Annotated in this window: 23 protein-coding genes; 12 read left to right on the plus strand and 11 right to left on the minus strand. The window is 51.9% G+C overall.

What is annotated here, in order from left to right:
- Nucleotides 1-289 precede the first annotated feature (289 nt).
- Both EBB54_RS04640 and EBB54_RS04645 read left to right on the plus strand, forming a co-directional pair.
- Nucleotides 290-1765 (plus strand): sensor histidine kinase, encoded by a 1476-nt coding sequence (locus EBB54_RS04640; RefSeq protein ID WP_125126552.1) that lies wholly within the window; start codon nt 290-292, stop codon nt 1763-1765.
- Nucleotides 1766-1781: 16 nt separating this feature from the next.
- Nucleotides 1782-3236 (plus strand): DUF6034 family protein, encoded by a 1455-nt coding sequence (locus EBB54_RS04645; protein WP_125126553.1) that lies wholly within the window; start codon nt 1782-1784, stop codon nt 3234-3236.
- Nucleotides 3237-3356: 120 nt separating this feature from the next.
- Here the strand turns inward: EBB54_RS04645 and EBB54_RS04650 are convergent, their stop codons facing one another.
- The 3 genes from EBB54_RS04650 to EBB54_RS04660 are packed head-to-tail and all read right to left on the minus strand — an operon-like array spanning nt 3357 to nt 6092.
- Nucleotides 3357-4085 carry a DUF4253 domain-containing protein gene (locus EBB54_RS04650; protein WP_125126554.1) on the minus strand — a complete coding sequence of 243 codons (729 nt, stop codon included), beginning with the start codon at nt 4083-4085 and terminating at the stop codon, nt 3357-3359.
- Between the two features lie 51 nt (nt 4086-4136).
- The gene (locus EBB54_RS04655) at nt 4137-5258 is read right to left on the minus strand and encodes an anaerobic sulfatase maturase (RefSeq protein WP_125126555.1); all 1122 of its coding nucleotides are present in this window, start codon (nt 5256-5258) and stop codon (nt 4137-4139) included.
- A gap of 45 nt (nt 5259-5303) precedes the next feature.
- Entirely contained in the window at nt 5304-6092 is a 789-nt protein-coding gene (locus tag EBB54_RS04660; protein WP_125126556.1) for a sulfite exporter TauE/SafE family protein, read from the minus strand.
- Nucleotides 6093-6249: 157 nt separating this feature from the next.
- Between EBB54_RS04660 and EBB54_RS04665 the strand changes: the two genes are divergently transcribed.
- Nucleotides 6250-7110 carry a LysR family transcriptional regulator gene (locus EBB54_RS04665; protein ID WP_125126557.1) on the plus strand — a complete coding sequence of 287 codons (861 nt, stop codon included), beginning with the start codon at nt 6250-6252 and terminating at the stop codon, nt 7108-7110.
- Nucleotides 7111-7433: 323 nt separating this feature from the next.
- Here EBB54_RS04665 and EBB54_RS04670 read toward each other — a convergent pair whose 3' ends face one another.
- Nucleotides 7434-8912 carry a 4Fe-4S dicluster domain-containing protein gene (locus EBB54_RS04670; protein WP_125126558.1) on the minus strand — a complete coding sequence of 493 codons (1479 nt, stop codon included), beginning with the start codon at nt 8910-8912 and terminating at the stop codon, nt 7434-7436.
- 243 nt (nt 8913-9155) lie between these two features.
- On the minus strand, nt 9156-9578 hold the full coding sequence (locus tag EBB54_RS04675; RefSeq protein WP_125126559.1) for a hypothetical protein: 423 nt from the start codon (nt 9576-9578) through the stop codon (nt 9156-9158).
- 163 nt (nt 9579-9741) lie between these two features.
- Here EBB54_RS04675 and EBB54_RS04680 point away from each other — a divergent pair, with 163 nt between their 5' ends.
- Nucleotides 9742-10362, plus strand: coding sequence for a nucleotidyl transferase family protein (locus EBB54_RS04680; protein WP_004069374.1), 621 nt, complete (start codon nt 9742-9744; stop codon nt 10360-10362).
- A gap of 109 nt (nt 10363-10471) precedes the next feature.
- Here EBB54_RS04680 and trhA read toward each other — a convergent pair whose 3' ends face one another.
- The 4 genes from trhA to fabG all read right to left on the minus strand — a co-directional run bounded on the left by trhA (nt 10472) and on the right by fabG (nt 14716).
- A complete protein-coding gene (trhA, locus tag EBB54_RS04685; protein ID WP_004069373.1) occupies nt 10472-11128 on the minus strand; it encodes a PAQR family membrane homeostasis protein TrhA in 657 nt (218 codons plus the stop codon).
- A 218-nt stretch (nt 11129-11346) separates the two neighbouring features.
- Nucleotides 11347-12699 (minus strand): hemerythrin domain-containing protein, encoded by a 1353-nt coding sequence (locus tag EBB54_RS04690; protein WP_125126560.1) that lies wholly within the window; start codon nt 12697-12699, stop codon nt 11347-11349.
- A 240-nt stretch (nt 12700-12939) separates the two neighbouring features.
- The gene (arcC, locus tag EBB54_RS04695; protein ID WP_004069370.1) at nt 12940-13869 is read right to left on the minus strand and encodes a carbamate kinase; all 930 of its coding nucleotides are present in this window, start codon (nt 13867-13869) and stop codon (nt 12940-12942) included.
- A gap of 115 nt (nt 13870-13984) precedes the next feature.
- Nucleotides 13985-14716, minus strand: a complete 732-nt coding sequence (fabG, locus tag EBB54_RS04700) for a 3-oxoacyl-ACP reductase FabG (protein ID WP_125126561.1) — start codon at nt 14714-14716, stop codon at nt 13985-13987.
- 247 nt (nt 14717-14963) lie between these two features.
- On the opposite strand from fabG, the gene EBB54_RS04705 reads away from it, so the two are divergent.
- The 5 genes from EBB54_RS04705 (at nt 14964) to tyrS (ending at nt 20052) form a co-directional block, all read left to right on the plus strand.
- Nucleotides 14964-15728, plus strand: a complete 765-nt coding sequence (locus EBB54_RS04705; RefSeq protein WP_125126562.1) for an acyl-CoA dehydratase activase — start codon at nt 14964-14966, stop codon at nt 15726-15728.
- Between the two features lie 407 nt (nt 15729-16135).
- Entirely contained in the window at nt 16136-16501 is a 366-nt protein-coding gene (locus tag EBB54_RS04710) for a hypothetical protein (protein ID WP_125126563.1), read from the plus strand.
- A gap of 24 nt (nt 16502-16525) precedes the next feature.
- Nucleotides 16526-18289 carry an IS66 family transposase gene (locus tag EBB54_RS04715; protein WP_125126564.1) on the plus strand — a complete coding sequence of 588 codons (1764 nt, stop codon included), beginning with the start codon at nt 16526-16528 and terminating at the stop codon, nt 18287-18289.
- Nucleotides 18290-18468: 179 nt separating this feature from the next.
- Nucleotides 18469-18633: a hypothetical protein gene (locus EBB54_RS32600; protein ID WP_162307045.1), complete on the plus strand. Its 165-nt coding sequence runs from the start codon at nt 18469-18471 to the stop codon at nt 18631-18633.
- 210 nt (nt 18634-18843) lie between these two features.
- On the plus strand, nt 18844-20052 hold the full coding sequence (gene tyrS / locus EBB54_RS04720; RefSeq protein ID WP_125126565.1) for a tyrosine--tRNA ligase: 1209 nt from the start codon (nt 18844-18846) through the stop codon (nt 20050-20052).
- Nucleotides 20053-20099: 47 nt separating this feature from the next.
- Here the strand turns inward: tyrS and EBB54_RS04725 are convergent, their stop codons facing one another.
- Nucleotides 20100-20483: a hypothetical protein gene (locus EBB54_RS04725; RefSeq protein ID WP_125126566.1), complete on the minus strand. Its 384-nt coding sequence runs from the start codon at nt 20481-20483 to the stop codon at nt 20100-20102.
- 65 nt (nt 20484-20548) lie between these two features.
- Here EBB54_RS04725 and EBB54_RS04730 point away from each other — a divergent pair, with 65 nt between their 5' ends.
- The 3 genes from EBB54_RS04730 to EBB54_RS04740 all read left to right on the plus strand — a co-directional run bounded on the left by EBB54_RS04730 (nt 20549) and on the right by EBB54_RS04740 (nt 22633).
- Complete coding sequence (locus EBB54_RS04730) at nt 20549-21562, plus strand: reverse transcriptase family protein (RefSeq protein ID WP_125126567.1); 1014 nt, start codon at nt 20549-20551, stop codon at nt 21560-21562.
- Nucleotides 21563-21616: 54 nt separating this feature from the next.
- On the plus strand, nt 21617-21847 hold the full coding sequence (locus EBB54_RS04735; protein WP_004069360.1) for a hypothetical protein: 231 nt from the start codon (nt 21617-21619) through the stop codon (nt 21845-21847).
- Between the two features lie 171 nt (nt 21848-22018).
- Nucleotides 22019-22633, plus strand: a complete 615-nt coding sequence (locus EBB54_RS04740; RefSeq protein WP_125126568.1) for an ECF transporter S component — start codon at nt 22019-22021, stop codon at nt 22631-22633.
- Nucleotides 22634-22694: 61 nt separating this feature from the next.
- Here the strand turns inward: EBB54_RS04740 and EBB54_RS04745 are convergent, their stop codons facing one another.
- On the minus strand, nt 22695-23756 hold the full coding sequence (locus EBB54_RS04745) for a class A beta-lactamase-related serine hydrolase (protein WP_243127528.1): 1062 nt from the start codon (nt 23754-23756) through the stop codon (nt 22695-22697).
- Nucleotides 23757-23973 lie beyond the last annotated feature (217 nt).

Here is a 23973-nt window from a genome sequence, read left to right on the forward strand (position 1 = left end):
AAAGGCTGCCGGCGGCAAGCGAATGACAATAAATCAGATATTTCAACCGTCGCATTTTCAAACAGCCGCGTCTGTATTTCACCCTCAAACAAAAATATTCTTATCCCTCGGCTTTCTTTTACAAAATGGTTACAGTCCCCCAATTGAAAACCCCGCTCCCGTGATATAAAATAAAACCATCCCCAGATCATTTTCGGTACAAGCCGGCGGCGCATGCTTAAAAGAGGTACATGCATTCGTCTGCCATATAGCATTCGAAAAGGAATCAGACTCGGAAAGGAATCAGACCATGAAACTGCAGACAAAGATCACCCTGGCAGCAACGGCTTCCATGCTCTTTTTGTCCCAGATCTTCTCCATCTGGAACATTTCGGTGACACAGCGCCAGATCATAGACAATATCCTGCTCTTTGAATCGGAGCAGCTCCAGAGCGACATCAACAGCTTTTCCAATCAACTCAGCACCAGGAACGTACATAATTCCCAGGGGATGCAGTATGCAGGGCAAAGCGTTTTCCGTTCCGGACTCAGTGAAAACGCCATCCTGTATTATGAAGAGGAAGAGCTTGACAACCGTACTCCCTATATTTTTGATATGAAACACGCGGAAACGCTTTCCAGCCCGTACCAAAGCGACGTGATTCCGAACGACTCGCCGATCAACGTATTTCTGGAGGAATTAAACGGTACAAAGCTTCTGATTCTCTATGGGAGCAGTGATCAGTTTCAGCTTCTCCACTACCGGGATGTGACCTCGGTATTCCAATCCGGAAGGGAGCTTTTGTATCAGGGGATTCTGGTGGCGTGCATCCTCTCCGTTATTCTGGCGGCCGTGCTGATGCTGACCATCCGGAGGATTCTGACCCCCTTCTACCAGCTTCGGGATGCGGCAAATGTGATCGCGGACGGGGATTACCAGAGACGGGTGGACCGTCCCGGGAGCGATGAGATCGGACAGGTTTCCCAGAGCTTTAACCGGATGGCGGACCGGGTCGAGGAACACATCCGAACACTGGCGGAAATGAATGAGAAGCAGCGGCAGCTTCTGGGCTCCCTTGCCCACGAGCTGAAAACCCCTATGACCGGCATTCAGGGCTACGCCGAACTGCTGCAGCGGGTAAAGCTCCCACTGGGAAAACAATCCGACTTCCTGCATTATATCGAGGAGGAGTGCAGGCGCCTGTCCAGGCTTTCCGCAAAAATGCTGCAGTTGACGGAACTTTCCGACGAGACCGTGATCGAAAAGACCTGGCAGAGGGTGGAAGGGCTGTTCGCACAGGCCAGGCAGATTACGCGTTTCCGCCTGCAGGAAAAAAACATCCGTCTGGAGATCCGCCAGGACAAAGGGCTGCGGATCGAATGCGACCGGGATCTGCTGCTCAGCTTTCTGACCAACCTCATTGACAATGCCTGCAAGGCCAGCCCGGCGGATTCATGCATCCGATTGATTGGGACCGGGGAGGGGCTGTTTGTCCAGGACGAAGGCTGCGGGATACCGGAGGAAGAGATCCGCCGGGTGACGGAACCATTTTACATGATCGACAAATCCCGTTCCAGAAAACAGGGCGGCGCCGGGCTGGGCCTTGCGCTCTGCAGCCAGATCGCCAGGCTCCACGGAGGAACGCTGGAGATCCGAAGCGCCCCGGGGGAGGGGAGCAGGATCGGGATTCGTGTATCTGCGGAGGGCGAAGGCAAAATGGGGAGTACATCCGGCCAGCCGGATATCCGATATTCTGATCACAAAAGCGGCCCGGAGGGAATATGAGAGGAGGAGAGTACTGATGAGACGAAAAGCAGTGATTTTCTGCTGTACCTTGCTGGTGTTCGTTTCCGTGTCCTGCGCGGGGGCGCGGAACAGCCGCATTCTGCGTGAGAACCCTGGACCAGGCGCAGACAGCTACCGGGAAGCCGGGGAGAGTTCCGGCAGTACGGGAGACTCCGGCGGTGAAGGCGGCTCTGGTAATGTGTCCGACGGTGCGGGCGGCTCCGATAATGTGTCCGGCGGTGCGTCCGGCGGTTCCCTGGCGGAACGGCTGTTGGTGCCGGAGGTATATGAAGCATCCATACAATCTGAAGATGGTACCTTTCAACTGACCTGCGATGCCGGGATTGAGCTGCCGGACGCGTCACGGATTCCGGTTTTTGAAGTGGGGCATAAAGAAATTGACCAGGAATGGATTGATTGTGTGACGGAGACGTTTTTCGGAAATGCTCCGATTTATGAAGGGGATTCCTATATACCGGACCCGGAGATTTTTGGGAACGACGTTGAAAACCCCATGGAAAAAAAGGAATCGTGTCCAAGGCTGGAGGATTCGGAGCAGCCGCCGGAATCGCCAGAATATAACAGCTATTATTTCTACGGTATTGCGGAAATGGAAGAAACTCTTTTTAGCTATAAGCTGAGGTGGGTACAGAACGACAGTCTGCAGATCAATATTTTAAGAAAAAAGACGGAAGCGCTGAATGAGGTATTGTATTGGGACTCCGGCTATTACCAGTCAGAGGAAACGACAGCTTATCCGAGACCCTCCAGGGAAGAGGCAGAAAGGATTGCAGGAATCACACCGGAACAGGCGCAGGAGACCGCAAAGGAATATTTAAAAAGGCTGAAAATGGATGAGTTTTCTCCGCAAAATACCTGCCTGGGTGTATGCCGCTATTATACCGGCAATGTCTATGGTTCGAATGATGCTCAATATATTGATGCAGGTTATCTGGTGAGCTGCACACGGGAGATCCAGGGAATTTCTGTTACGGACGAAAAAAGAAACGGCATCTGGACTGAACCGGGGTTGGATGAGCTGCCAAAATGGGGATATGAAAAAGTGGAATTTTTTGTCAATCAGGAGGGGCTGCAGGAGTTCAGGCTCAACAACATGTACAGCATCGAGGAACAGCAGGCAGCAGACACAGAACTGCTGAGTTTTCCGGAAATTGCGGAGATTTTTGAGCAGGCGATCCAGATGAATTATGAAAATACGGACGCGCTTCAAACGGACATCCGTATTGATCGTGTGCAATTTGGGTATATGCGGGTCTACAACCCGGGTGTGGATCATACCAGAGGCATCCTGATTCCGGTATGGGATTTCTTCGGGAGCAGAGTAAGCTATGGCAGCAAAATTCAGGAAGAGCAGAAGGACTATGTGTTCAAAAGGGCTGAGCCCAATGAAAGTATTCTGACAATTAACGCATCTGATGGAATGATTATAGACCGTCAGCTTGGCTATTAACAGGAGAAAAATGGACAGGGGTCTGCCCTGCCGCAGAGCGGATACGCTCAGGTATGGCAGACCCGAAAAGCTCAGGCGCGGCAGACCCCGTATTATTATGATGCCAAAACATGCATCCCGTTAATCCCACCAGAAATACCAGACATTTGACCCTTCCAGCCCTGCGGCCAGCTCGGACAGCTTATAAGTCTGCGTCCCCTGGTCCACCCGGTCCACACAGAACGCATAGTGTTCCCTGGCAGCCTCCAGGCTGTCCGCGCCGTTGAGCCCGGCGGGGGCGTAAAATTCCATCACATCATGGGTAAATACGGCCGGCAGGGCCTGATATTTCTCATACCAGTATTTGCAGATGGAGATCATCTCCTCCGGCGCCGGGCACTCGTTCCAGCCGCCCATGGGCAGATATCCGATGATCTCCCACGGATGGCTGACCGGGAGTTCCAGGAGCAATACGTCGGCCTCCAGATTCCTGTCGGAGAAGGAGCAGTACCCTATAAAATGATGCAGCTCCTCGCCTTCGGTCTCATTTCCGATGAACTCCTCTTGATTTTCCCCGTCCAGATTAAAATCTTCCATGTATTCCTGGTAGCGTTCTTCCAGAATCTCCCTGCCGTTGTCCCCGCAGGACGCAATGATCTGGTCCCTGTCATAGTCCTGGGAAACCACATCTTCCAGCCATTCAACCGCATAGTCATCCAGCAAAAACAGGGCCGGATAAAAGCCATCCGTTCGTCCCCTTTCCAATGCGGCCTTGTAGGCCTGCTCCGCCGCTTCCGGGGAAGTCCCCTTCTCAAATACCGTGTACCTGCACTGAAAACGTTCCGCGATTCGTTTGGTTGTTTCGTTCATGTTGATATCCTCCATAATATGTAACCAATTTGCGCAGCAAATAGATTTCCTTTACCTTTTGCCGATCTGTTTTCCAATCTCTGTAATCTCCCCATAATACCGGTCAAAAAACATCCGGTATGCAGGGCAGAAATAATTTTCATAAAGTCCGGTTGCCGGATTGAAATCCCGGTTCCGCTGGCAGCCGCCGCGGCAGATCCTGTAATATTTACACTGGCGGCATTCGCTGTCAAGCTGCCTGGAGCGCTCCACAAAACCAAGCGCTTCTCTGCGGGCGTCGATGGCATCCAGCCGGTCTTCGTTGAAATTTCCCAGCCGGTCTTCGTCCAGCATATAAAAGTCGCAGGGATATACGCTTCCGTCCGCCTCCACCACGTTCTGGATGCCGCAGACCCCGCGCTGGTCGCAGGACTCCGCCAAATATCCGGCGGACAGTCCAATCCAGTTTTCAAACTGGCGGATATAGGGCTGTTTCCCGTTTTTCAGATCCCGGGACCAGAGGAAAAACAGATCGATCAGAAATTCCCCGTAGACTTCCGGCGTCAGGGAGTGGGAAGCCTGTCCGTGTTTCTCACCCAAAGGATCCAGGCATGCAATGTACTGCTGGTAATTCCATCCCCGCTCTTTGTAATAGGAGTAAACGTCTGCGATGTTTTTCGCCACAGCGGGGGTTACCACGGTCAAAATATTGTAATCCACCCCATATGCATCCATCAGATCCGCCGAATAGGAGATCCGGTCGAAGGTTGCGCCGCCGCTTTTTCGGTCATGCCGCAGGGAATTGTGGATCTCGGGCGTCCCGTCCAGGGAGAGCCCCACCAGAAATTGGTGTTCCCGAAAAAATTCACACCATTCCTCGTCGATCAGATATCCGTTGGTCTGAAATGCGTTCTGAACCCGGACATGGTTCTGATTATACTGCTTTTGCCAGGCAGCCGCCTGCCTGAAAAAATCAAGCCCGCGAAGGGAAGGCTCCCCGCCCTGAAAGGCGTAGCCAGCTGTCCCTTCCGCCCGCAGCATCGTCTTGCGTATGACATTTTTCAAGGTCTGCAGGGACATAAATCCGAAGGATTTCTGCGACCTTTTTTCTGCCTCGTCACAGTAAAAGCAATAATCACAGGACAGATTGCAGAGGCCTGAAGCGGGCTTCATAAGTACACTGACGGCAGGCATAGTGATCATCTCCTTTTCTTATAGGAAGCCAGACGCTGCCTCCGGCTATCCTAAATAGATATATATATTATAAATATTGATGAGGATAATTACAACCATGAAACTAAGAAAAAGCTGATCCACCCTGCGGTCCGAGATTTTTTTGTTCAGCGAGCGGCCGGTGATTCCGCCAAGGATTCCTCCGGACGCCATCAGCACAAGTATGGGAATCTCAAAATCCGGGATGGTTTTCGTCACGATCGAGGACACCAGGCTGGCAATCTGGGAAAACAGGATGATATACAGCGAATTTTCGGCAGCCGCCTTCGTGGTCATGGAAAAAAAGAAAAATAAAACGACCAGGTTGATGGGGCCGCCGCCGATTCCCAGGAAGGAGGAGAGGATGCCGAGAAAAAGTCCGATGAGGACACAGACCGCCGGGTTTTCTACATGCTTCGTTGTAATTTTTGCTTTGCAGATCGTATAGGCCAAGGTGCCCAGGGTGACCGCCAGAAGGCAGGACGCCTGGAGCGCCCCCACCCTGCCGGGGTCAGGACTTAACGCAGCCGCACGGGAAAACATCCATTTCCCGGCAAGTCCTCCGAAGGCAGCGCCGGCTGCCAGGGGAACCCCGATCTTCCGGTCAATGTGCGATTCTTTGCTCATTTTGCTTTTTACAACGGAATATGCAGTCATAGAGAGGACCGTACAGCCGGACAAAAAACTGATCACCGAGACATCCATTATATGGAAGGCATCCAACACCGGCTTGATGATGACGCCGCCGCCGATCCCGCAGATTGCCCCGATGACGGACGCACAAAAACAGATTGCAAAAAAGATAAGTAACACCATAGTTTTCCCTCATTTCATCGTTACTGTTCACACAGTAACATTTCGTCTTCATTCCGGTTTTTATTGTAAAATGGAAGTAGACGTGAAACAATGATTATGTTATTATAAAATATATAACAAAAATATTATGTAAATTAAAAACAGAGGGGATAGGAATATGACGCTGCGGCATTTGGAAATTTTTGCAGAAGTGCGGAGGATGGAGAGTATCACAAAAGCGGCGGACAGCCTGAATATGGCGCAGCCGGCGGTGAGCCGGGTGATCCGGGAGCTGGAGAGCTATTATGGGGTCCGGCTGTTTGAACGGATGAACCGGAAGCTCTATATCACCGAAGCCGGAGAGCAGCTTTTTTCCTATGCGGATGGGATCATCAGCCAGTATTACGAGGCCAGGGATGTGCTCCAGGACAGGGAAATGACCGCAAAGCTGAGGATCGGGAGTAATATCTCCTGCGCCCAGAAGCTGATGCCGGAGCTGCTGGGCCGGTTTGTGAAGAAATATCCGGAAATCCCCGTCTGCGTGAAGGTGGCAAATTCCCAGGAGATTGAACGCAAACTTCTGCTGAATGAACTGGATTTTGGGTTCATGGACGCGCCCGCACAGCCGGAAGCGTTTATCAGCCATAAGATCCGGGAGGATGCGGTGCGGATCGTCTGCGCGAAGGAGTATCCGATTGAGGCGAAAGTGACCTTTGAACAGTTCAAAAGGCATCCCCTTCTTGTCCGGGAGACAGGCAGCGGTTCCAGGCAGATCCTGGAGCAGTGGTTTGCCATGGAAGGGGAGCGGCCTAACATCGTGATGGAAAGCTCGGACGTCCACAGCCTGAAGGAAATATGCCGGTGCGGCTTCGGCCTGCTGATCCTGACGGAAAGCATGACAGAAGGATGGGCAGAGGAGAATGAGTTTCGGACGGTGGAGGTCGCGGGAAACCATGGGAAACGTTCCTGCTGCCTGGTATACCATAAGAGTAAATATCTGACCAGGAGTATGCGGTATTTTAAAGAGTATACTTTGTGAAACGGCCGCATGGCCATAATGGGATGCCCTTGGGTATACCTTGTGAAACGTCCGCATGGCCATAATGGGGTGCCCTTGGGTATACCTTGTGAAACGTCCGCATGGCCATAATGGGGTGCCCTTGGGTATATCTTGTGAAACGTCCGAATGTCCATGAAGGGGTGCCCACGGGTATGCGGTAAGGAACAACGCCCCTGCGCGGGGCGAAAAAACTGCCGGGAAATGACCGTTGTACGCAGCAGGCTGCCCCTTAAGCGGCTGCACGATTGCGTAAAAAAGTCATTTTCCGGCAGTTCTGTCAGATCATATTACATTATATTATATTATGCCTCGGTCTGATTGTGACGGTGCATGGAGAAATCGTATTTGCTGTATTCGGAAACCGTATCCGTAACCAGACGGTCATCCGCTTTTTTGAGCTGCTTGTCGCGCTCGCGTTTGAACGCCCGCTCTTCCTGGATATTTCCCGGGCCGGCTACACAGCCGCCTTCGCAGGCCATTCCTTCGATGAAATCCTCAGGAAGCTTTCCGGCTTTCAAAAGCATCAGAGCCTTCCGGCATTCCGCCGCGCCGTTGCACTGGCGTACATTCAGGCCGCTCTGTCCGCCGTGTTCGATGTAAGCCTGTTTTACGGCCTTTGTCACGCCGCCGGAATTGGAGTAGCCCTTGGCATGGATACTGCCGTTTTGGGGTTCTTCCAGGGTAACAGGCTCCAGCTTGATATTTTTTGCACGGAGCATGGCCTGAAATTCTTCAAAGGTCAGTACCAGATCCGCGTTTTCACCTTCTTTATCCTGATCCTGTCCGGCCTCGCTCTTCTTCGCGATACATGGTCCGATGAAGATACATACCGCGCCCGGATACATGGCCTTGACCAGCCTTGCCGTTGCGGCCATGGGGGATACCGTGGTGGAGATGTGGTCCGCAAGCTCCGGGAAATGGCGGCGGATGAGGTGCACGAACGCAGGGCAGCAGGAGGTGGTCATCTTCTTGCCGGCCTCATGTGCCTCCGCCCATTCCTTTGCTTCAGAATCGGATACGAAATCCGCTCCGATGGCCACGTCTACCATATCCTTGAAGCCCATCTTCTTCGCGCCCTTGCGGATGGATTCCATGGTGATATCCATGCCGAACTGTCCCTCCGCGGCGGGGGCTACCAGCGCGTATACCGGGCGGTCGCCCTTTAAGTAGTCGATGACCTCGAGCATACGGGAGCTGTCAGAGATAGCGCCGAAGGGGCACTTGCTGATACAGGAGCCGCAGCGGATACATTTTTCATCATCGATCCATACCCTTCCGTCTTCGTCCGCCTGGATGGCGTCTACCGGGCAGGCGCGGCGGCAGGGGCGCATGATATCCACGATGGCGTTGTACGGGCAGGCGTCAAAGCACTGGCCGCATTCCTTACACTTTTCCGGATTGATGTACGCCTTGTCCCTTGCCATGGTGATGGCTCCGAAACGGCATGCCTGCATACATTTTTTTCCCATGCACTTCTGGCAGTTGTCTGTCACGGAAAAACGGGTAATGGGGCAGTTCTCGCAGGCTGACGGGAGGATCTTGACGGTGTTGTGGCATGGCTCGCCGTCTGCCGGGTTGATGTTCTTGGCAAGCATGATCCTTTCGCGGACGATCTCCCGCTCTTTATGTACGCAGCAGCGGAACTTCGGCTTGGTCCCGGGCAGGATCTCGTAGGGCAGGGTCGCCTCAATCTTGTGCAGGTTCCCCTCAAAGGCCGCTTTGGCAACCTGATAGAGCACTTCGTCTTTTACTTCTCCAATGGTATTATTTTCGTGTAACATACTATGATTCCTTTCTTATGTAGTGAATTATGAATATGTTTCCTTAAAATCGTCTTTATTTTAACACATTTTATTCGGTGAAACAATACTATAGATGAACGAAGAGTTCTGGTATTTTCTAGTTATTTTTATAAAAAAATATTTCAAAAAAAGAGAATTGGCGGAAGAGGGAAGAAACGGAGAAGGAGGGGAAATGCGAAGACCCCGCCTGCTCTGCAAAAGAGCAGTGTATGAAAGCTCTTCTTAGCTGTATGCCATCTGATACTTAAATTCCTGAAAGTCCTTTTCAAGAAATTGTACCTTTTCGATCAGGTAATTGACTTTTACTTCATAGGCAAGGTTTTTGTCGGCTACCGGAATGGCCTGGTTGAGCTTATTGGTAAGTTCGATAAAATTCTCGGCGATTAACTGTATGTTCTTATCTGTCTGGTTTTCAAGATGCACTTCGATGCCGGTTACTCTCTGTTCAAGGACGGAGACCTTTTCTTTGAGGACTGCCACATCTTCTTTGAGGACTGCCACATCTTCCTTGAGAATTGCCACATCCTCCTTAAGGACTGCCACATCCTCTTTGAGGACTGCCATGTCTTCCTTAAGAACTGCAACGTCCCCTTTCATACCGATCACTTCGGAAAGAATCAGATCAAGTTTTTGGCTGTCTGTCATGTTATAACCTCCTTATCGGGTATCTGTTTACAAGTTTCTGTAAGTATAACACAGCGGGAAGAGAAAGTCTATAAAATCAGCCGAAATAAAAAATGTTTGAAAAAAATACACAATCTGTTATGATAGATGCAGTATCGGAAATAATCAGAGAGGAACGAATATTATGGTTGAAACAGGAGCAGCATTTGGAAGATTTCAGATTTTTACATTAAAACACATGGAGTATATTCTGGCGGCGAAGATGCGCTGCCGCAAGCTGTATATCGGGATCACGCATGCGGATATCGTGTCCTTTGCGGCTACCTCGTCCCTGGACCGGCACGGGGTTACGAAAAAGGACAATCCGCTGACCTATCTGGAGCGCCATGAGATGATCCAGGGGGCGCTGCTGGATTTCGGCGTCAGGCGCAAGGAATTTGACATCATTCCCTTTCCGGTGACACAGCCGGATCTAATCCAGCAGTATGCGCCCAGGGACGCCACCTATTACCTGAGTATCTGCCGGGAGTGGGACGAAGAGAAGGCGCAGGCCGTCCAGCGCCAGGGGCTCAAGACTGAGATCCTGTGGCAGCGGCTTGGCGAGGACTGCGGGCCCACGGGATACGATGTACGCAAGATGGTGGCGGAGAACCGAGACTGGTTCCAGTATGTGCCCAAAACCGTGAGCGATTATATCCGCAGCCGGGGGATCGACCAGCGAATCCGGGAGCTGGAACGCCTGTACTCCAATCCGGAATGGAAGAACCAGAAACCCCGGGAGCGGGAACGTCCCGCGGAACAGTAAGCCGGTTTCGCGGGAAGAAACGCTTCGGGGGGGGATGTGGGGCTGCGACCATAAGGAAAACGGCTGCAGCCGCGCTGTGGTGCGAAAGTGTCTCATAGCGCGCATTTTTTTACGGCAGCAGGTAGGCATACATGACCACAAAGTGGCAGGCGCTTCCGCCCATCACAAAAAGGTGGAAGATCTCGTGGCTGCCGAAATTTTTATGCCGGCTGTTGAAGATCGGAAGCTTTAAGGCGTAGATCACGCCGCCGATCGTATAGATGATGCCGCCCGCCAAAAGCCAGCCGAAGGCCGCCGCGCTCATGGAATTGAGGATCTGTGTAAATGCCAGTACGCAGGTCCAGCCCATGCCGATATACAGGATGGAGGACACCCACTTAGGGCAGAACACCCAAAACGCCTTGATCAAAATACCTGCGATGGCGATGCCCCAGACCAGGGACAGTAAAGTGATCCCTGTCCGTCCTTTGAGCACCAGCAGGCAGATGGGCGTATAGCTTCCCGCGATGAGGATGAAGATCATCATATGGTCGATTTTTTTTAATAAAGTATTTATTTTTTCTGACAGATCAAAGGTATGATAGGTGGTGCTTGCCGCATACAATAAGATCAGGCTTGCCGCATAGACGGCCAGGGAAATTACGTAGATTTGGCCCGGTTCGTGGGCTGCCCGGATCAAAAGCGGGACTGCCGCGAAAATAGCCATCAGCATGCCGATGAAATGAGTGATTGCGCTGCCTGGATCTTTGATATGTTGTTTTGTCATAAAAACCGCCTCCTGAATACATGAATGGTTAACAAGTAGTTTTCGATACTACATTTGATTATATTCATATATTACACCGATTATTCCCAAAATGCAAGGAAAATTTATCCGGAAAAAAATCCGGGCTGTCGGGAAATGAATCCACTTCCCAACAGCCCGGACAAAATCATACGATCTCCGGCAGAAAAATTCAGACAATGTATCCCAGGCAGAAATACTCAGCCGTTTTTTCTCTCAAAGAACTTGTCGATATTACTTTTGATTTCTTCAGGTTTTAAATATTTTGACAAATATCCCTCCGGCTTCAGAGGAATGACTTTTTTGACACTCTCAGGATCCACCCTGCCGGTGAGGAAGAAGACAGGGAGATCGGTCAGCGTCTCATCGGAACGGATCATCTCCAGTACCTGCCTGCCGTCGCAGACCGGCATCTCATAATCCAGCAGCACCAGGTCCGGGCGATCCAGAGTGATGGAGCGGATTGCGGCTAATCCGGAGGTGGCCATGGAAATCTCGTAATTCTCCTCCAGCAGCTGCTTCATACCCTGGCGGATGGTCAGGGAATCATCGATCACGAGTATCTTCGGTTTCTGCGCGGCCTTGCTGGCCTCATGCTGCGTAAGATACTCCTCAATCTCGGCGATGGCGTTGTCCGAACTGATGGCATTTCCCACTCCGTTTTCCAGCAGGTGCGGCGCAATGGCGCAGAACGCGAAATATCCGGCGCCGGTATCGAACAGCAGGCTGACCTGCGGCTGTTCTTTCTCAAACAGCTTCTGGAACTGCTCATAGGTCAGGAGGTTTTCCTCCTGCATCTCTTCCAGATCCGCATCCGGAAGATGTTCCCTGATGCGCCCGACAAACTGCTGTGCCGTATATCTGGCGGCGTTGATGAGCATGGAATCCAGCTTGTTGGTCTGCAGCCCAAGCACCTTTCCGACGGTGTTGATCAGAAGCTTTTCCTCAAAGACCAGAACGATCTCCCACTTTTCGTCCTGCCTCGTACCATAGACTAGGCGGTAATAGATGCCTCTGCCGAACTTTTCTCCGCCGTAGACTTCGCTGATCGCACGGGACTCCAGTTGGAACATATCATATATAAGCTGAACAATCGTTTTTTCCAGGGCATTGACCTGGTCGCTTGGCAGGAGCTCCCCCCATTTGCTGCTGGATTCCCCTGTGATCGCACGATCCTCCGTCAGGGTGTGCCCGATCAGCCAGCCGGCGCAGACGCCCAGAAAATGATCGACGGCTTCCGGGGAAAAATCCGACTGTTCCAGTTCTTCCTCCAGGGCCGGAAGCGTCTTCTGCCGAAAAGCGGCGTGAATGTGCTTATGCGTCTGAATGTCCTTGTAGTCAATGGAGGCCATGTATTTTTCCTCTTCGGCAAAATGCTTCATTGCATGGTCTTTGAAGAACTTGATCCCCTCCTGGCACGCCCATTGACTTTTCTTTTCTTCCTCGCTGAACGCGAAAAGCTTGTTGATGATTTTAAAAAGACGCTTGTGTTCCTTGTCGATCGTATCCACCCCGATACTGTACTCGTCTTTCCAAACCAATTGGTTTTCCATAGTGAAATAATCCTCCTTTGCTACAGTCAAGGTCTCATTCTTGCGGATGGCAGGTAATACCAAAAACCCCTATTTCTCCCCTTGACTGAGTGTACTGCATATCTGTCAAGAATGACATTTCATACCACGGCCTGACCGCTACTTATACTATATCATATATATGCAGAAAATGGATATTTGTTTTTATACCATTTTGCTAGATTTTTGAAGGATCTTTCATCAATTATACAGGGCGGATAATCATTGGATTCTGGTGCCCGCCTTTCCGTGGACGCCGTCTTTTACCTTGTCGAAGGAGGTGATCAGCGCGCTGCGTCCTTCGCCTTTTTCGATAAATTCTACGGAGGCCCGGAACTTGGGATACATGTTATAGATGCCGAAATGTCCCTGCTCCATGTATTCCTTCGCTTCTTTGACCGTGATGGCCCCCAGCTTGGTCTCATTTTCCTGTCCGAAATTGATGAACACCTGTTCCACGCTTGTCAGGATGATCAGAATGTCGGCATTGACGCCCTCCGCAAGCTTTCCGGCGGCAAGATCCTTTTCAATGACCGCGCTGGCCCCTCTCAGGTGGTTGTCCTGCTTCATGACCGGAATCCCGCCGCCGCCGCAGGCGATGACAAGCTGATCCGCGTCCAGCAGGGCGTTGACGGCGTCCAGTTCCACGATCTCTACCGGATTAGGGGCGGACACGACCCGCCGGAAGCCCTTGCCCGGTTCTTCAATGATGTAATTGCCTTTTTTACGTTCCTCGTTGGCCTCCTGGACGGACATGTACCGGCCCAGCACTTTGGTAGGGGTATAAAATGCCTCGTCATAAGGGTCCACGATGACCTGGGTCAGAATGGTGCTGACTGTGCGGTAAATGCCCCGGTTCAGCAGTTCTTCCCGGATGCCGTTCTGCAGGTCGTAGCCGATATAGCCCTGGCTCATGGCGGAGCATACGGACATGGGCGCGGCGGTATAGTCCGGGTGCGCCTTGCCGAATTCGTTCATAGCGGTATGGATCATGCCCACCTGGGGGGCGTTGCTGTGGGTGATGGCAATCTGATAGCCTTCCTCCAAAAGGTCGGCGATGGATTTTGCGGTTTTCTTTACGGCCACCATCTGCTCCGGAAGGGTGGTGCCCAGAGCGCGGTGCCCGAGTGCGATGACTGCTCTTTTTTTCATGATGGTTCTCCCTGTCTTTTTTATAAATGCGGTGATTTCTTCCTGGCTGTTTTTGCACATGTGAGTGAAACTGTGAATGGTAACGTCTGTCGGAATTGCCTGGCCTTTATGAAGCTCAGATCATGCCCCCATCCAGACCGATGATCTGTCCGGTCAGGTAAGGGTGGTTTTCCGCCAGATCAAAGACCAGCTCCGCAGTCTCTGCGGGTGTTCCGAAACGGCCTGCCGGAATCTCATCCATCAGGGCCTGCCGTTCCTCCTCGCAGAAGCCTGCGTTCATGGCGGTGTCAATGACTCCGCAGGCAATGGCATTGACCTGGATATTGCTTGGCGCCAGCTCTTTTGCCAAAGCCATGGTCAGCCCGTTGAGCCCTGCCTTGGAAGCTGAATAAGCGGCTTCACAGGAGGCGCCGGCCCTCCCCCACATGGAAGAGATGTTGATGATCTTCCCGCTTTTCTGGGATATCATATAGGGAAGGGCGGCACGGGAACAGTAAAAGGCGGAAGAAAGGTTCGAATGCAGAATGTCTTCCCAGTCCTGGTCGGTCATGTCTGTCAGAAGCCCGATGTAGGAGATGCCTGCATTGTTTACCAGGACGTCGGGACCGCCGCAGAGCTTGCGCATGGCGGAAAACATCCGCGCCACGTCGTCGGAACGGCCCGCATCTCCCGGAACGGCTTCGCAGAAATATTCTTCTGCGAGAAGCTGACTCCTGAGATCATATAATTCTGCTGTGGAATGTCTGCAATTGATAAATACAAAATAACCGGCCCGGGCAAAGCGCAGTGCACAGGCCCGGCCGATGCCCCGTGAGGCGCCGGTAATCAGTACGGATCTTCTTTTCATAAGCCGGTAAATCCTCTTGAAAAATAGTTCAGCCTGCCCAAAAGCTACCTGAGGCGGCGTTCTGTACATAAGAGAGTATAGCATACTTGCCGGGTTTTTGGAAGTCGAAATTCTGATTCTGCCGCTTATAGAAAAAAACTATAGATCCGGGTGGATATGTGATTTTCCAATTAGACGAATCCGGGGATCAAAGCTATACTGGAACATATGGATTTGTTGATTTTGGAACAGGAAGTTGAGGAAAGCGATGAAACAGGAATATCATATCGGAATTGATATAGGATCTACCTGCGCCAAGCTGGCGGTTCTGGACGGGGAGGGCCGGCTGGTGTTCCGATCCCTGCAGCCCACCGGATGGAGCAGTGTGGACACGGCGGAGTCGATCCGGCAAAAACTGCTGGAGGAGGGGATCGACCCGGAGCAGTCCCCATGTGTGGCCACCGGATACGGGAGGATCTCGGTCCCTTACGCGGACAAAATGATCACGGAGATCACCTGCCATGCCCGGGGCGCGATGTGGATTCATGATGCCCGCGAGCTGGTGGTCATTGACATCGGCGGCCAGGATACGAAGATCATCCGGATCGAGGACGGCCGGGTGAAGGATTTTGTGATGAACGATAAGTGCTCGGCCGGAACCGGGCGTTTTCTGGAGGTCATGGCAAATACGATGGCCCTGCGGCCAGATGAGGTCTGTGAGCTGGCGCGTCTGGGCGGCGGGACGTCCATCAGCTCGATGTGCACGGTCTTTGCGGAGTCCGAGGTGATCAGCCTGATCGGACGGGGGGAATCCAAAGAAAATATTGCGTTTGCCGTGGTGGAGTCCATCGTGAGCAAGGTGGTGTCCCAGACAAGCCGGCTGAACGTCTGCAATGAGACGGTCTGTCTCACGGGAGGACTGTGCGGATGCGCGTATCTCCGGGAAGCCTTATCCGAAAAACTGAACTGCCGGGTGCAGGCAGAACCGGAAGGGAGATACGCCGGAGCCTTGGGAGCGGCGCTGAGCATGTAGAAATTTTCCACCTGTACGGTTGGATGCTCTTTGAGCATCCAACCCACCTCATTCATTCGTAAAATCCGTGCTTCGCACTTTTGTGCCTGCTAACGCAGTCACATTTTACTCATTAATGAGGTAGGTTGCTAATCCGAAGTCGCATTTTCATTGCAATAAATTGCATAAAAATGTGATTTCGGATTGCAACGTTACTATTCACAGTCTGGTTAAAGTATAAAATCCAATTATAATAGAGGGCCTCAAACCTAGTGTTTATCTATGGTTTGGGGCCCTCTTTGGCTTATTAAACCAGCATCCCTGTTAGTTTATTGGTATTTTTTGAAAAACATGCCAATAACATATTGATATTTTTATTGGTATGTGTTATAATATATAGTACCAATATGTAGAAAGGGGAAGATAAAATGTCAATCGTAAGATATGTGAATAAAAAAACAGGTCGGGTTGCCCTCTATGAATCAACTTCCCATTATGACCCGGAAACAAAACAATCCAGGCCGATCCGGAAATATCTTGGCACAGAAGATCCGGAGACAGGTGAACTGATCCCGTCGTCAGGAAAGCGCGGCAGAAAAAAGGAACCGGATGACAATTCCAGCCATAGCAAAAAGAAAAAACCAGAAACCGACTACCGGTTCCTTGCTGAAACATTAAAAAAGGAATGCGCGGAAAAAGATGCCAGGATCAAAGTTTTAGAACACCGCAACCAGTTGCTGCGTTCCAGTTTGGAACGTATAAAAGAAATCGCTTCCCATATACCGGAAGCGTAAACAGGATACCTATAGGAGGCAGCCATGGACCGTCTGTTTTCAGAATATACCACACTCCAATACCAGAATAAGGCCATGCGCCGGGAATTAGAAGCTTTCCGGAACGGGGAAAGATATAAAAAGCTGCAGGCAGACCACCACAAGGTGGTTGCCGGGTATATCAAGGAGATTGAACGGTTAAAAAAAGAATTGGCAAAGGCCCATGCCGCCACGGTTACCATCCGGAACATCTGGTTTGGGGAATGTGACTCAGACTGGGAAAAATACCAGGCCGAATTGAATAAGAAAGAACAGAAGATCCAAAAACTGATGGATAAAAACTGGGAGATCCTGAAAGCATCCGATGATAAGATTGCCGCCATCATCCAGGATTATGAGGGGCAGCTTGCGGAAAAGGATGCCGTGATCCATGGGCTGGCGGCAGAGCTCGCCCATGCGGCAGCCCTGCTCGGCAGGGATAGCACAAATACTTCCACCCCAACCGGCCAGACACCCCCGTGGAAAGACAGGCATATCCCGAACAGCCGCAGGAATACAGGGAAGCCGAAAGGCGGGCAGCGCGGACACGAGCGCCATACCCTGGAAAAGCCTGGGCCGGAAGAGGTGGACGAGGAAGTAAGCCATCCGGTGGGCGACGGGGAATTCTGTCCGGAATGCGGCTGCGGGGATTTTACCTTTACCGGTGAATGTGAGGAAAAATACGAGATTGATATCGAGGTCAAAGTCATAAAGCGGCTCCATAAATTTTGGGTGTACCAGTGCAGAAACTGCGGGCAGATTGTCCGTACTGGGATTGACCCGGCCTTACGGGCCGAGTGCCAGTATGGGGCGTTTCTCCAGGCGCTGTCCCTCTCGCTGATGAACACCACAAACGCGGCCATCAACAAGGTTCCCCTCCTGATCAGCGGCCTGACGGATGGGGAGGTATGTCCCAGTGAAGGGTATATCGCGAAACTCCAGCCAAGGGCGGCCAGGGGCTTAAAACAATTCAGGGAGGATCTTTTCCGGCTCCTGGTCACACGCCCCATCCTCTATTGGGATGACACTGTGGTGATGGCTGACAAGTCCAGGATATGCCTGCGCTTTTACGGGGATGAGACAGCCGCCTATTATGTTGCCCATAACAAAAAGGACATGGATGGCATACTGGCAGACGGGATATTGGAGGCGCTCACAGAAATGACAAGTGTCATGCATGACCACAATTCCATCAATTACAACAGCAGGTTTGTATTCATGAATCTGGAATGCAATGCACACCTGCAGAGGGACCTCCAAAAGAGTGCGGACGAAACAGGGCATAAGGTATTACTTGAGATCAAACAGCTGGTCTCCGGCACGATCAGGGACAGAAATGACCGGATCCTGTCGGGGGAGGAAAGCTTTGGGGAGGCGTATATAGAAAACTTTAACAAAAAGATGACGGAACTGCTGGGGAAAGCAGAGGGGGAGGCCGCAGCCAATACATCCGATTATTCCGGGCCATTTGAGCGTGCCCTTATTGCGAGGATTATAGATTACCGGGAAAATTTTTTTGCATGGGTGGAAGATTTTTCGTTGCCCACAACCAACAATTTGAGTGAGAGGGCGTTGCGTGGTGTGAAGACAAAAATGAAGGTGTCAGGCCAGTTCGCTTCAGCTAGGACAGCAGACAATTATGCGGCAATCCGAACTTATATAGAAACATGCAGAAGGAATGGGATCAATGAGATGAGCGCATTGACGAGGTTGTGTAACGGGAATCCTTATACTATAGAAGAAATATTCTCTCAAACATCCCAGCCATAAAAGCATTCAGCCTGTTTGAAACAAATGGCCGGCGAAATACCGGTCCATTTGTGTTGCAAAAAAGCCATTTGGACTGTGAATAGTAACATTGCAACGGTACAGGTGGGAAATTTTCCGAATTACGGCTTGACAAATCTGCCCCCCTTGGGGTAAGATGAATCGCAGATACGAAAAAAGCGATGAAGAGAACAAGTAGCAGGAACCAAGGAGAAGACAGAGAGCTGCCGGTTGGTGAGAGGCGCATGATCCCATTCCTTGTGAATACATCTCGGAGCTTCACACCCAAAGCAGGGGGGCGAAAGAGAAGCCGGACGGACTTTTCCGAAGCGATCCCGGGCAAGTAGGCTGTGACGGGGCAGTGCACGTTAACGCACGGAGTGATTGAACCGGAGCCGGAAGATGCGGCGGCAGGACGGGCACGGGAAGATCAACTCATAGAGGCAGACAACGGAAGTTGTCTGTGAATAAAGGTGGTACCACGAGCGTAAGAGCCCTCGTCCTTTTCCGGACATGGGGCTCTTTTTTTCTATTACAACAAATAAGGAGAAAAAATCATGAAAATTTATGATGAACTCAAGGCCAGGGGCCTGATCGCCCAGGTGACGGACGAGGAACTGATTTCAGATCTGATCAACAACGGGAAAGCCACGTTTTACATCGGCTTCGACCCAACGGCGGACAGCCTGCACGTAGGACATTTTATGGCGCTGTGCCTGATGAAGCGCCTGCAGATGGCGGGCAACCGTCCCATCGCGCTGATCGGCGGCGGCACGGGCATGATCGGAGACCCGTCGGGAAGAACGGACATGCGCCAGATGATGACCCCGGAGATCATCCAGCACAACTGCGACTGCTTCAAGGAGCAGATGAGCCGGTTTATTGATTTTTCAGAGGGAAAGGCTATGATGGTGAACAACGCGGATTGGCTTTTGGATCTGAACTACATCCAGGTGCTGCGGGAGGTAGGCGCCCATTTCAGCGTAAACCGCATGCTGACGGCGGAATGCTACAGGCAGAGGATGGAGAAGGGCCTGAGCTTCCTGGAATTTAACTACATGATTATGCAGGCTTATGACTTTTATGCATTGTTCCAGAAATACGGCTGCAACCTGCAGTTCGGCGGGGACGACCAGTGGAGCAACATGCTGGCGGGAACCGAGCTGATCCGCAGGAAGCTTGGAAAGGACGCCAGCGCAATGACCATCACCCTGCTGCTGAATTCCGAGGGCAAGAAGATGGGCAAGACCCAGTCCGGCGCGGTCTGGCTTGACCCCAACAAGACGTCCCCGTTTGATTTTTACCAGTACTGGAGAAATGTAGGGGACGCGGATGTCCTGAAATGCATCCGTATGCTGACCTTCCTGCCGTTGGAGCAGATCGACGAGATGGACACGTGGGAAGGAAGCCAGCTCAACAAGGCAAAGGAAATCCTGGCCTATGAGCTGACCAGTATGGTGCACGGGGAAGAGGAAGCGAAGCGCGCCCAGGACAGCGCAAGGGCGCTGTTCAGCCAGGGAAATGCGGCGGACATGCCGACTGCGGAGCTGACAGAGGGCAGCATCGACATTCTCACCATGCTGTTAAAGAGCGGCCTGGTGCCCTCCAAGGCAGAGGCAAGACGCGCCGTGCAGCAGGGCGGCGTGGCCGTGGACGGTGAAAAAGTGTCCGATATCCAGACCGCCTACAGCAGGGAAATGCTTTCCGGCGACGGGCTGATCCTGAAAAAGGGGAAGAAGAATTTCCGAAAGGTTGTACTGAAGTAGAAAAAGATACAAACAGAAAGCTGCATTGAATATAGAAACAATAGAAATCAATCTGCAGGGACAATAGCATATCCGTTTTTCATCCGAAAGGAATGATCAGGAACGGTTCGTAAAATAATTCTGAACCGTTTCCTAACGGCAGGGCGGCGAGTCGCCGTCTGGAAGCAATAGAGAACTGCAGAAAATAACTCCTGCATCCATGTATGTCTGAGTTGTTTTTCTGCAGTTCCGATACAGCGCTCCATCCGGCAGAACGGATGGAGCATCAGGGACAGAAGACCTTCGGATGCTCCGATGTACTTCTGCACACTACCGTGTGCGTTTCCGGCATAGCCTTGGTACACCTGCGCATCCTGCGGAATCCATTTTTTGTATTGTTCCTGCAGATGATATCTATCCTGAAAATCAAACGCGCTTACTTCGAAAATCAAAAAGGCCGCGGCTCCCGCGAAGGGGCGGGCTTTGGAATTACATCACTGGAAAGGAAGTGCATGAAATGGGCGGGAAGGATTTATGGAAATACTGTACCCAGGAACAGGTTCGCGCCGCGCTTCGTTCCCTTCGCCTTCTGGACGGCGTGCACATCCGGGAGGAGAATTATTTTTCCTGCCTGTATGCGGTCAGCAACCATCCGGAGCAGCACTATCATCCGGCCTCCGTCCCGAAGAAAGGCGGGGGAGTGCGCAGACTTCTTGTCCCAGATCCGCTGCTGTGCCGGATTCAGAAAAATATCCTGAGACATGTACTGGCGGAGTTTCCCATTTCGGAGTATGCCGCCGCATATAAACCCGGAACCTCCATTGTGGAGAATGCAGAGCCCCATGTGGGCGCGAAAGAACTGCTGAAGCTGGATATCCGTCATTTTTTTGACAGCATCACATTTTTTCAGGTCTATGGGCAGGCATTTCCTTCCACCTGTTATCCGCCGGCAATCCGCACCATGCTGGCAAACCTGTGCTGCTGCCGGGATTCGCTGCCCCAGGGCGCGCCCACCTCTCCGGCGGTTTCCAACCTGGTCATGAAGCCCTTTGACGAATATATGGGGAACTGGTGTCAGGAGCGGGGGATCGGGTACACAAGGTACTGCGACGATATGACCTTTTCCGGGGAGTTTGACAGGCGTGAGGTTCAAAATAAGGTGCGCGGTTTCCTGGCCGCATACGGATTTGAACTGAACGAACAAAAGACCCGGGTGCAGAAAGCACACCAGAGACAGACGGTCACAGGCATCGTTGTCAATGAAAAGCCCCAGGTCAGCCGCGCGTATCGGAGAAAACTGCGGGCAGAGATCCATTACTGCAGCAAATACGGCGTAGAGTCGCATTTACAGAGACGCAGGGAAGGACAGGCGCCGGAGAAAGAGCGGCTGATGGAAGCGGACTGCGTACATTTTCTGCAGCAGCTTCTGGGCAAGATCAATTATGTGCTGCAGGTAAATCCGGAGGATACGGAATTTTGCCGGGCAAAAGAAATCGTGAAGGAGATGCTGGCAGAGCGGGCGTCTCTGTGAACGCGCAGGCCGGATACGAAAGAGGATGAATTTGTAAAAAAGGGGGAGACGGCAATGGCCATTAATCCGAAAAAATTATTCAAAATGCAGATGGCATGGAAACAGTTTAACGATACGCACCCGAAGGTGCTGCCCTTTATCAAGGCGGTGGAGGCAGCGGGAATCCGGGAGGGGACTGTGATCGAGATCCGGGTGGAGACGCCGGAAGGGGAGAAGTTCGAAAGCAACATCAAGGTACGGCAGTCAGACCTGGATCTGCTTAAGGGGATGAAGGAAGACATCTGAGCGGCACCGCGGGGGGCCTTTTTTGGCATACAAGGTCGTTTCTCTCCATGATAAACAAAACTGGCCTGTATAAAAATAACGAAAATGGCCGTTTTCATATGGTCACTCTGGTGATAGGATAAGAGAGAATTTTTATCAGGTTTATAGAATATAGAAAAGAGGTTGTCTATCATGGAAAAGAGAAACCAAACCGTTCTCAAGCTGGCCCAGACCGCGCTGCTGGCTGCGCTCTGCTTTGTATCCTTTACCTTTCTGCAGATCAAGATTCCCATGCCGGGCGGAGACGCGACGTCCATCCATATCGGAAATGCCTTCTGCGTACTGGCGGCGCTGCTGCTGGGAGGGTTTTACGGCGGACTTTCAGGCGCGGTGGGGATGACAATCGCGGATATTATGGATCCGGTCTACCTTCCCGGGGCGCCCAAGACATTTGTCTTAAAGCTTTGTATCGGGCTGATCACAGGGATCGTGGCTCACAGGGTGGCAAAGATCAACGAAAGCACGGATAAAAAATACATTTTCCGCTGGAGCGTGATCGCTTCGGTGGCCGGACTCGGATTTAACGTGGCAGCGGACCCGGTGGCGGGATATTTTTATAAGCAGTACGTCCTGGGACAGCCCCAGCAGATGGCGGAGGTGCTGGCAAAATGGAGTGCGGCGGCAACATTTGTAAATGCGGTCGTATCGACCGTTCTTGTAGCCTTCCTCTACAATGTGCTCCGCCCGGTACTCTTAAAATCCGGCCTTCTGGACGTGAGAAGCCAGACGAAGGAACGGGCGGTTTAACCGCGCCGTGTACCGTCGGTATGCCCTTGGGTATCGAATCAGGCAGAAATATCGGCCCGGCTCAGGGGCAGTCTGCCGCCGCTTCTGTCATTTCTATTTCGCCGGAATACAGCCGCCGGGTCTCGTTCAGCGCGGCGGCCAGTTCTTCCAGCTCGTCATAAGAATCAAAGGAATCCGACATGATGGTGAGAATATAATCACGGCTGTCTGCCCGGAGGATGCCGGCGTCATTGCGTGCGGTATCCTCCCAGTCGGTATACCAGCCGGCCTTCGTATACACCGTATATTCCTCCCCGAGTGCCGATCCGATAAAGGATTCCGCAGTGTCGGCGTAAAGGCTCCGGCACCAGTTTGACTGCTCGTTGGTATCCTCAAAGAAATAAAAATAAGTGCCGATCCAAAGCTGCGCCAGCTCTTTCACGGTCAGATAAGGATACCAGTTGTAATCGTCAATGATGGAATCCGAAACAGCGGTATACTCGGTCATATCGAACATCACATCATTTCCATACAGGTGGTGGAGCGTCTCGTAGTCTTCATTGCTTGACCAGACGATGGTATTTTCCATCAGGTCTCTGGTGTATTCGTCCGCGGCTTCCGGGCTGAATTTATTGAGCGCCGCGACATAAGGCCCTTTCATGGTGCTTGCGCTGTAAAAACGGCCGTCGGGATGGAAGCTGAAACAATCCCCTGAATTTAGATCCAGCAAAATAAAACCGAGACTGCGGCCCGTTTCCTGAAACCCCTGAATGATGCTTCGGACATGTTCAGCCTGAGGGGAAAGCAGGACCTCCGGACGGGTACAGAACAGTTCCTCCCCGTCGGGAAGCGCGGCAACGGCCGACAGCAGAATGTCCAGATCCGGTTGGACATACGCATACGAGACCGAATCCTGAATTTCCGTAAGCCCGGTACTTGAATCCTCCCGAAGGGTGACCACGGTTTGTGAAGAGCCCTGCAGCAGGGCCCCGGTCTTAGAAGATTGCCCGGACGGACTGGCGGCATCCGATAAACTCTGCAGCGCGATTCCGGTATCCGGAAATTCCTGGGGCAGTTCCGCGGTCTTCAAACCGAACACGGACAGGGACGCTGTGAACAGCATGGCGGCTGCGGTCTGCACCACCTGTTCCCGGTCAATATGGAATCAGGTGAAGCATCCTTAACAACACATCTGATTTTTGACAATAGAGATTCATTCAGCAAATGCATGCTCTTTTTCATTCGTATACACCTCATGACGGATAAATTCGGTGAGTAAAATTGCGGGCTGTGCCGCGGATTGCAGGGGCTGCGGTTCACGGACGGTCAAGCCCTGATTTGAACATATTATACGTTATAAA

The sequence above is a fragment of the Schaedlerella arabinosiphila genome (genome assembly GCF_003885045.1).
Taxonomy (GTDB): domain Bacteria; phylum Bacillota; class Clostridia; order Lachnospirales; family Lachnospiraceae; genus Schaedlerella; species Schaedlerella arabinosiphila.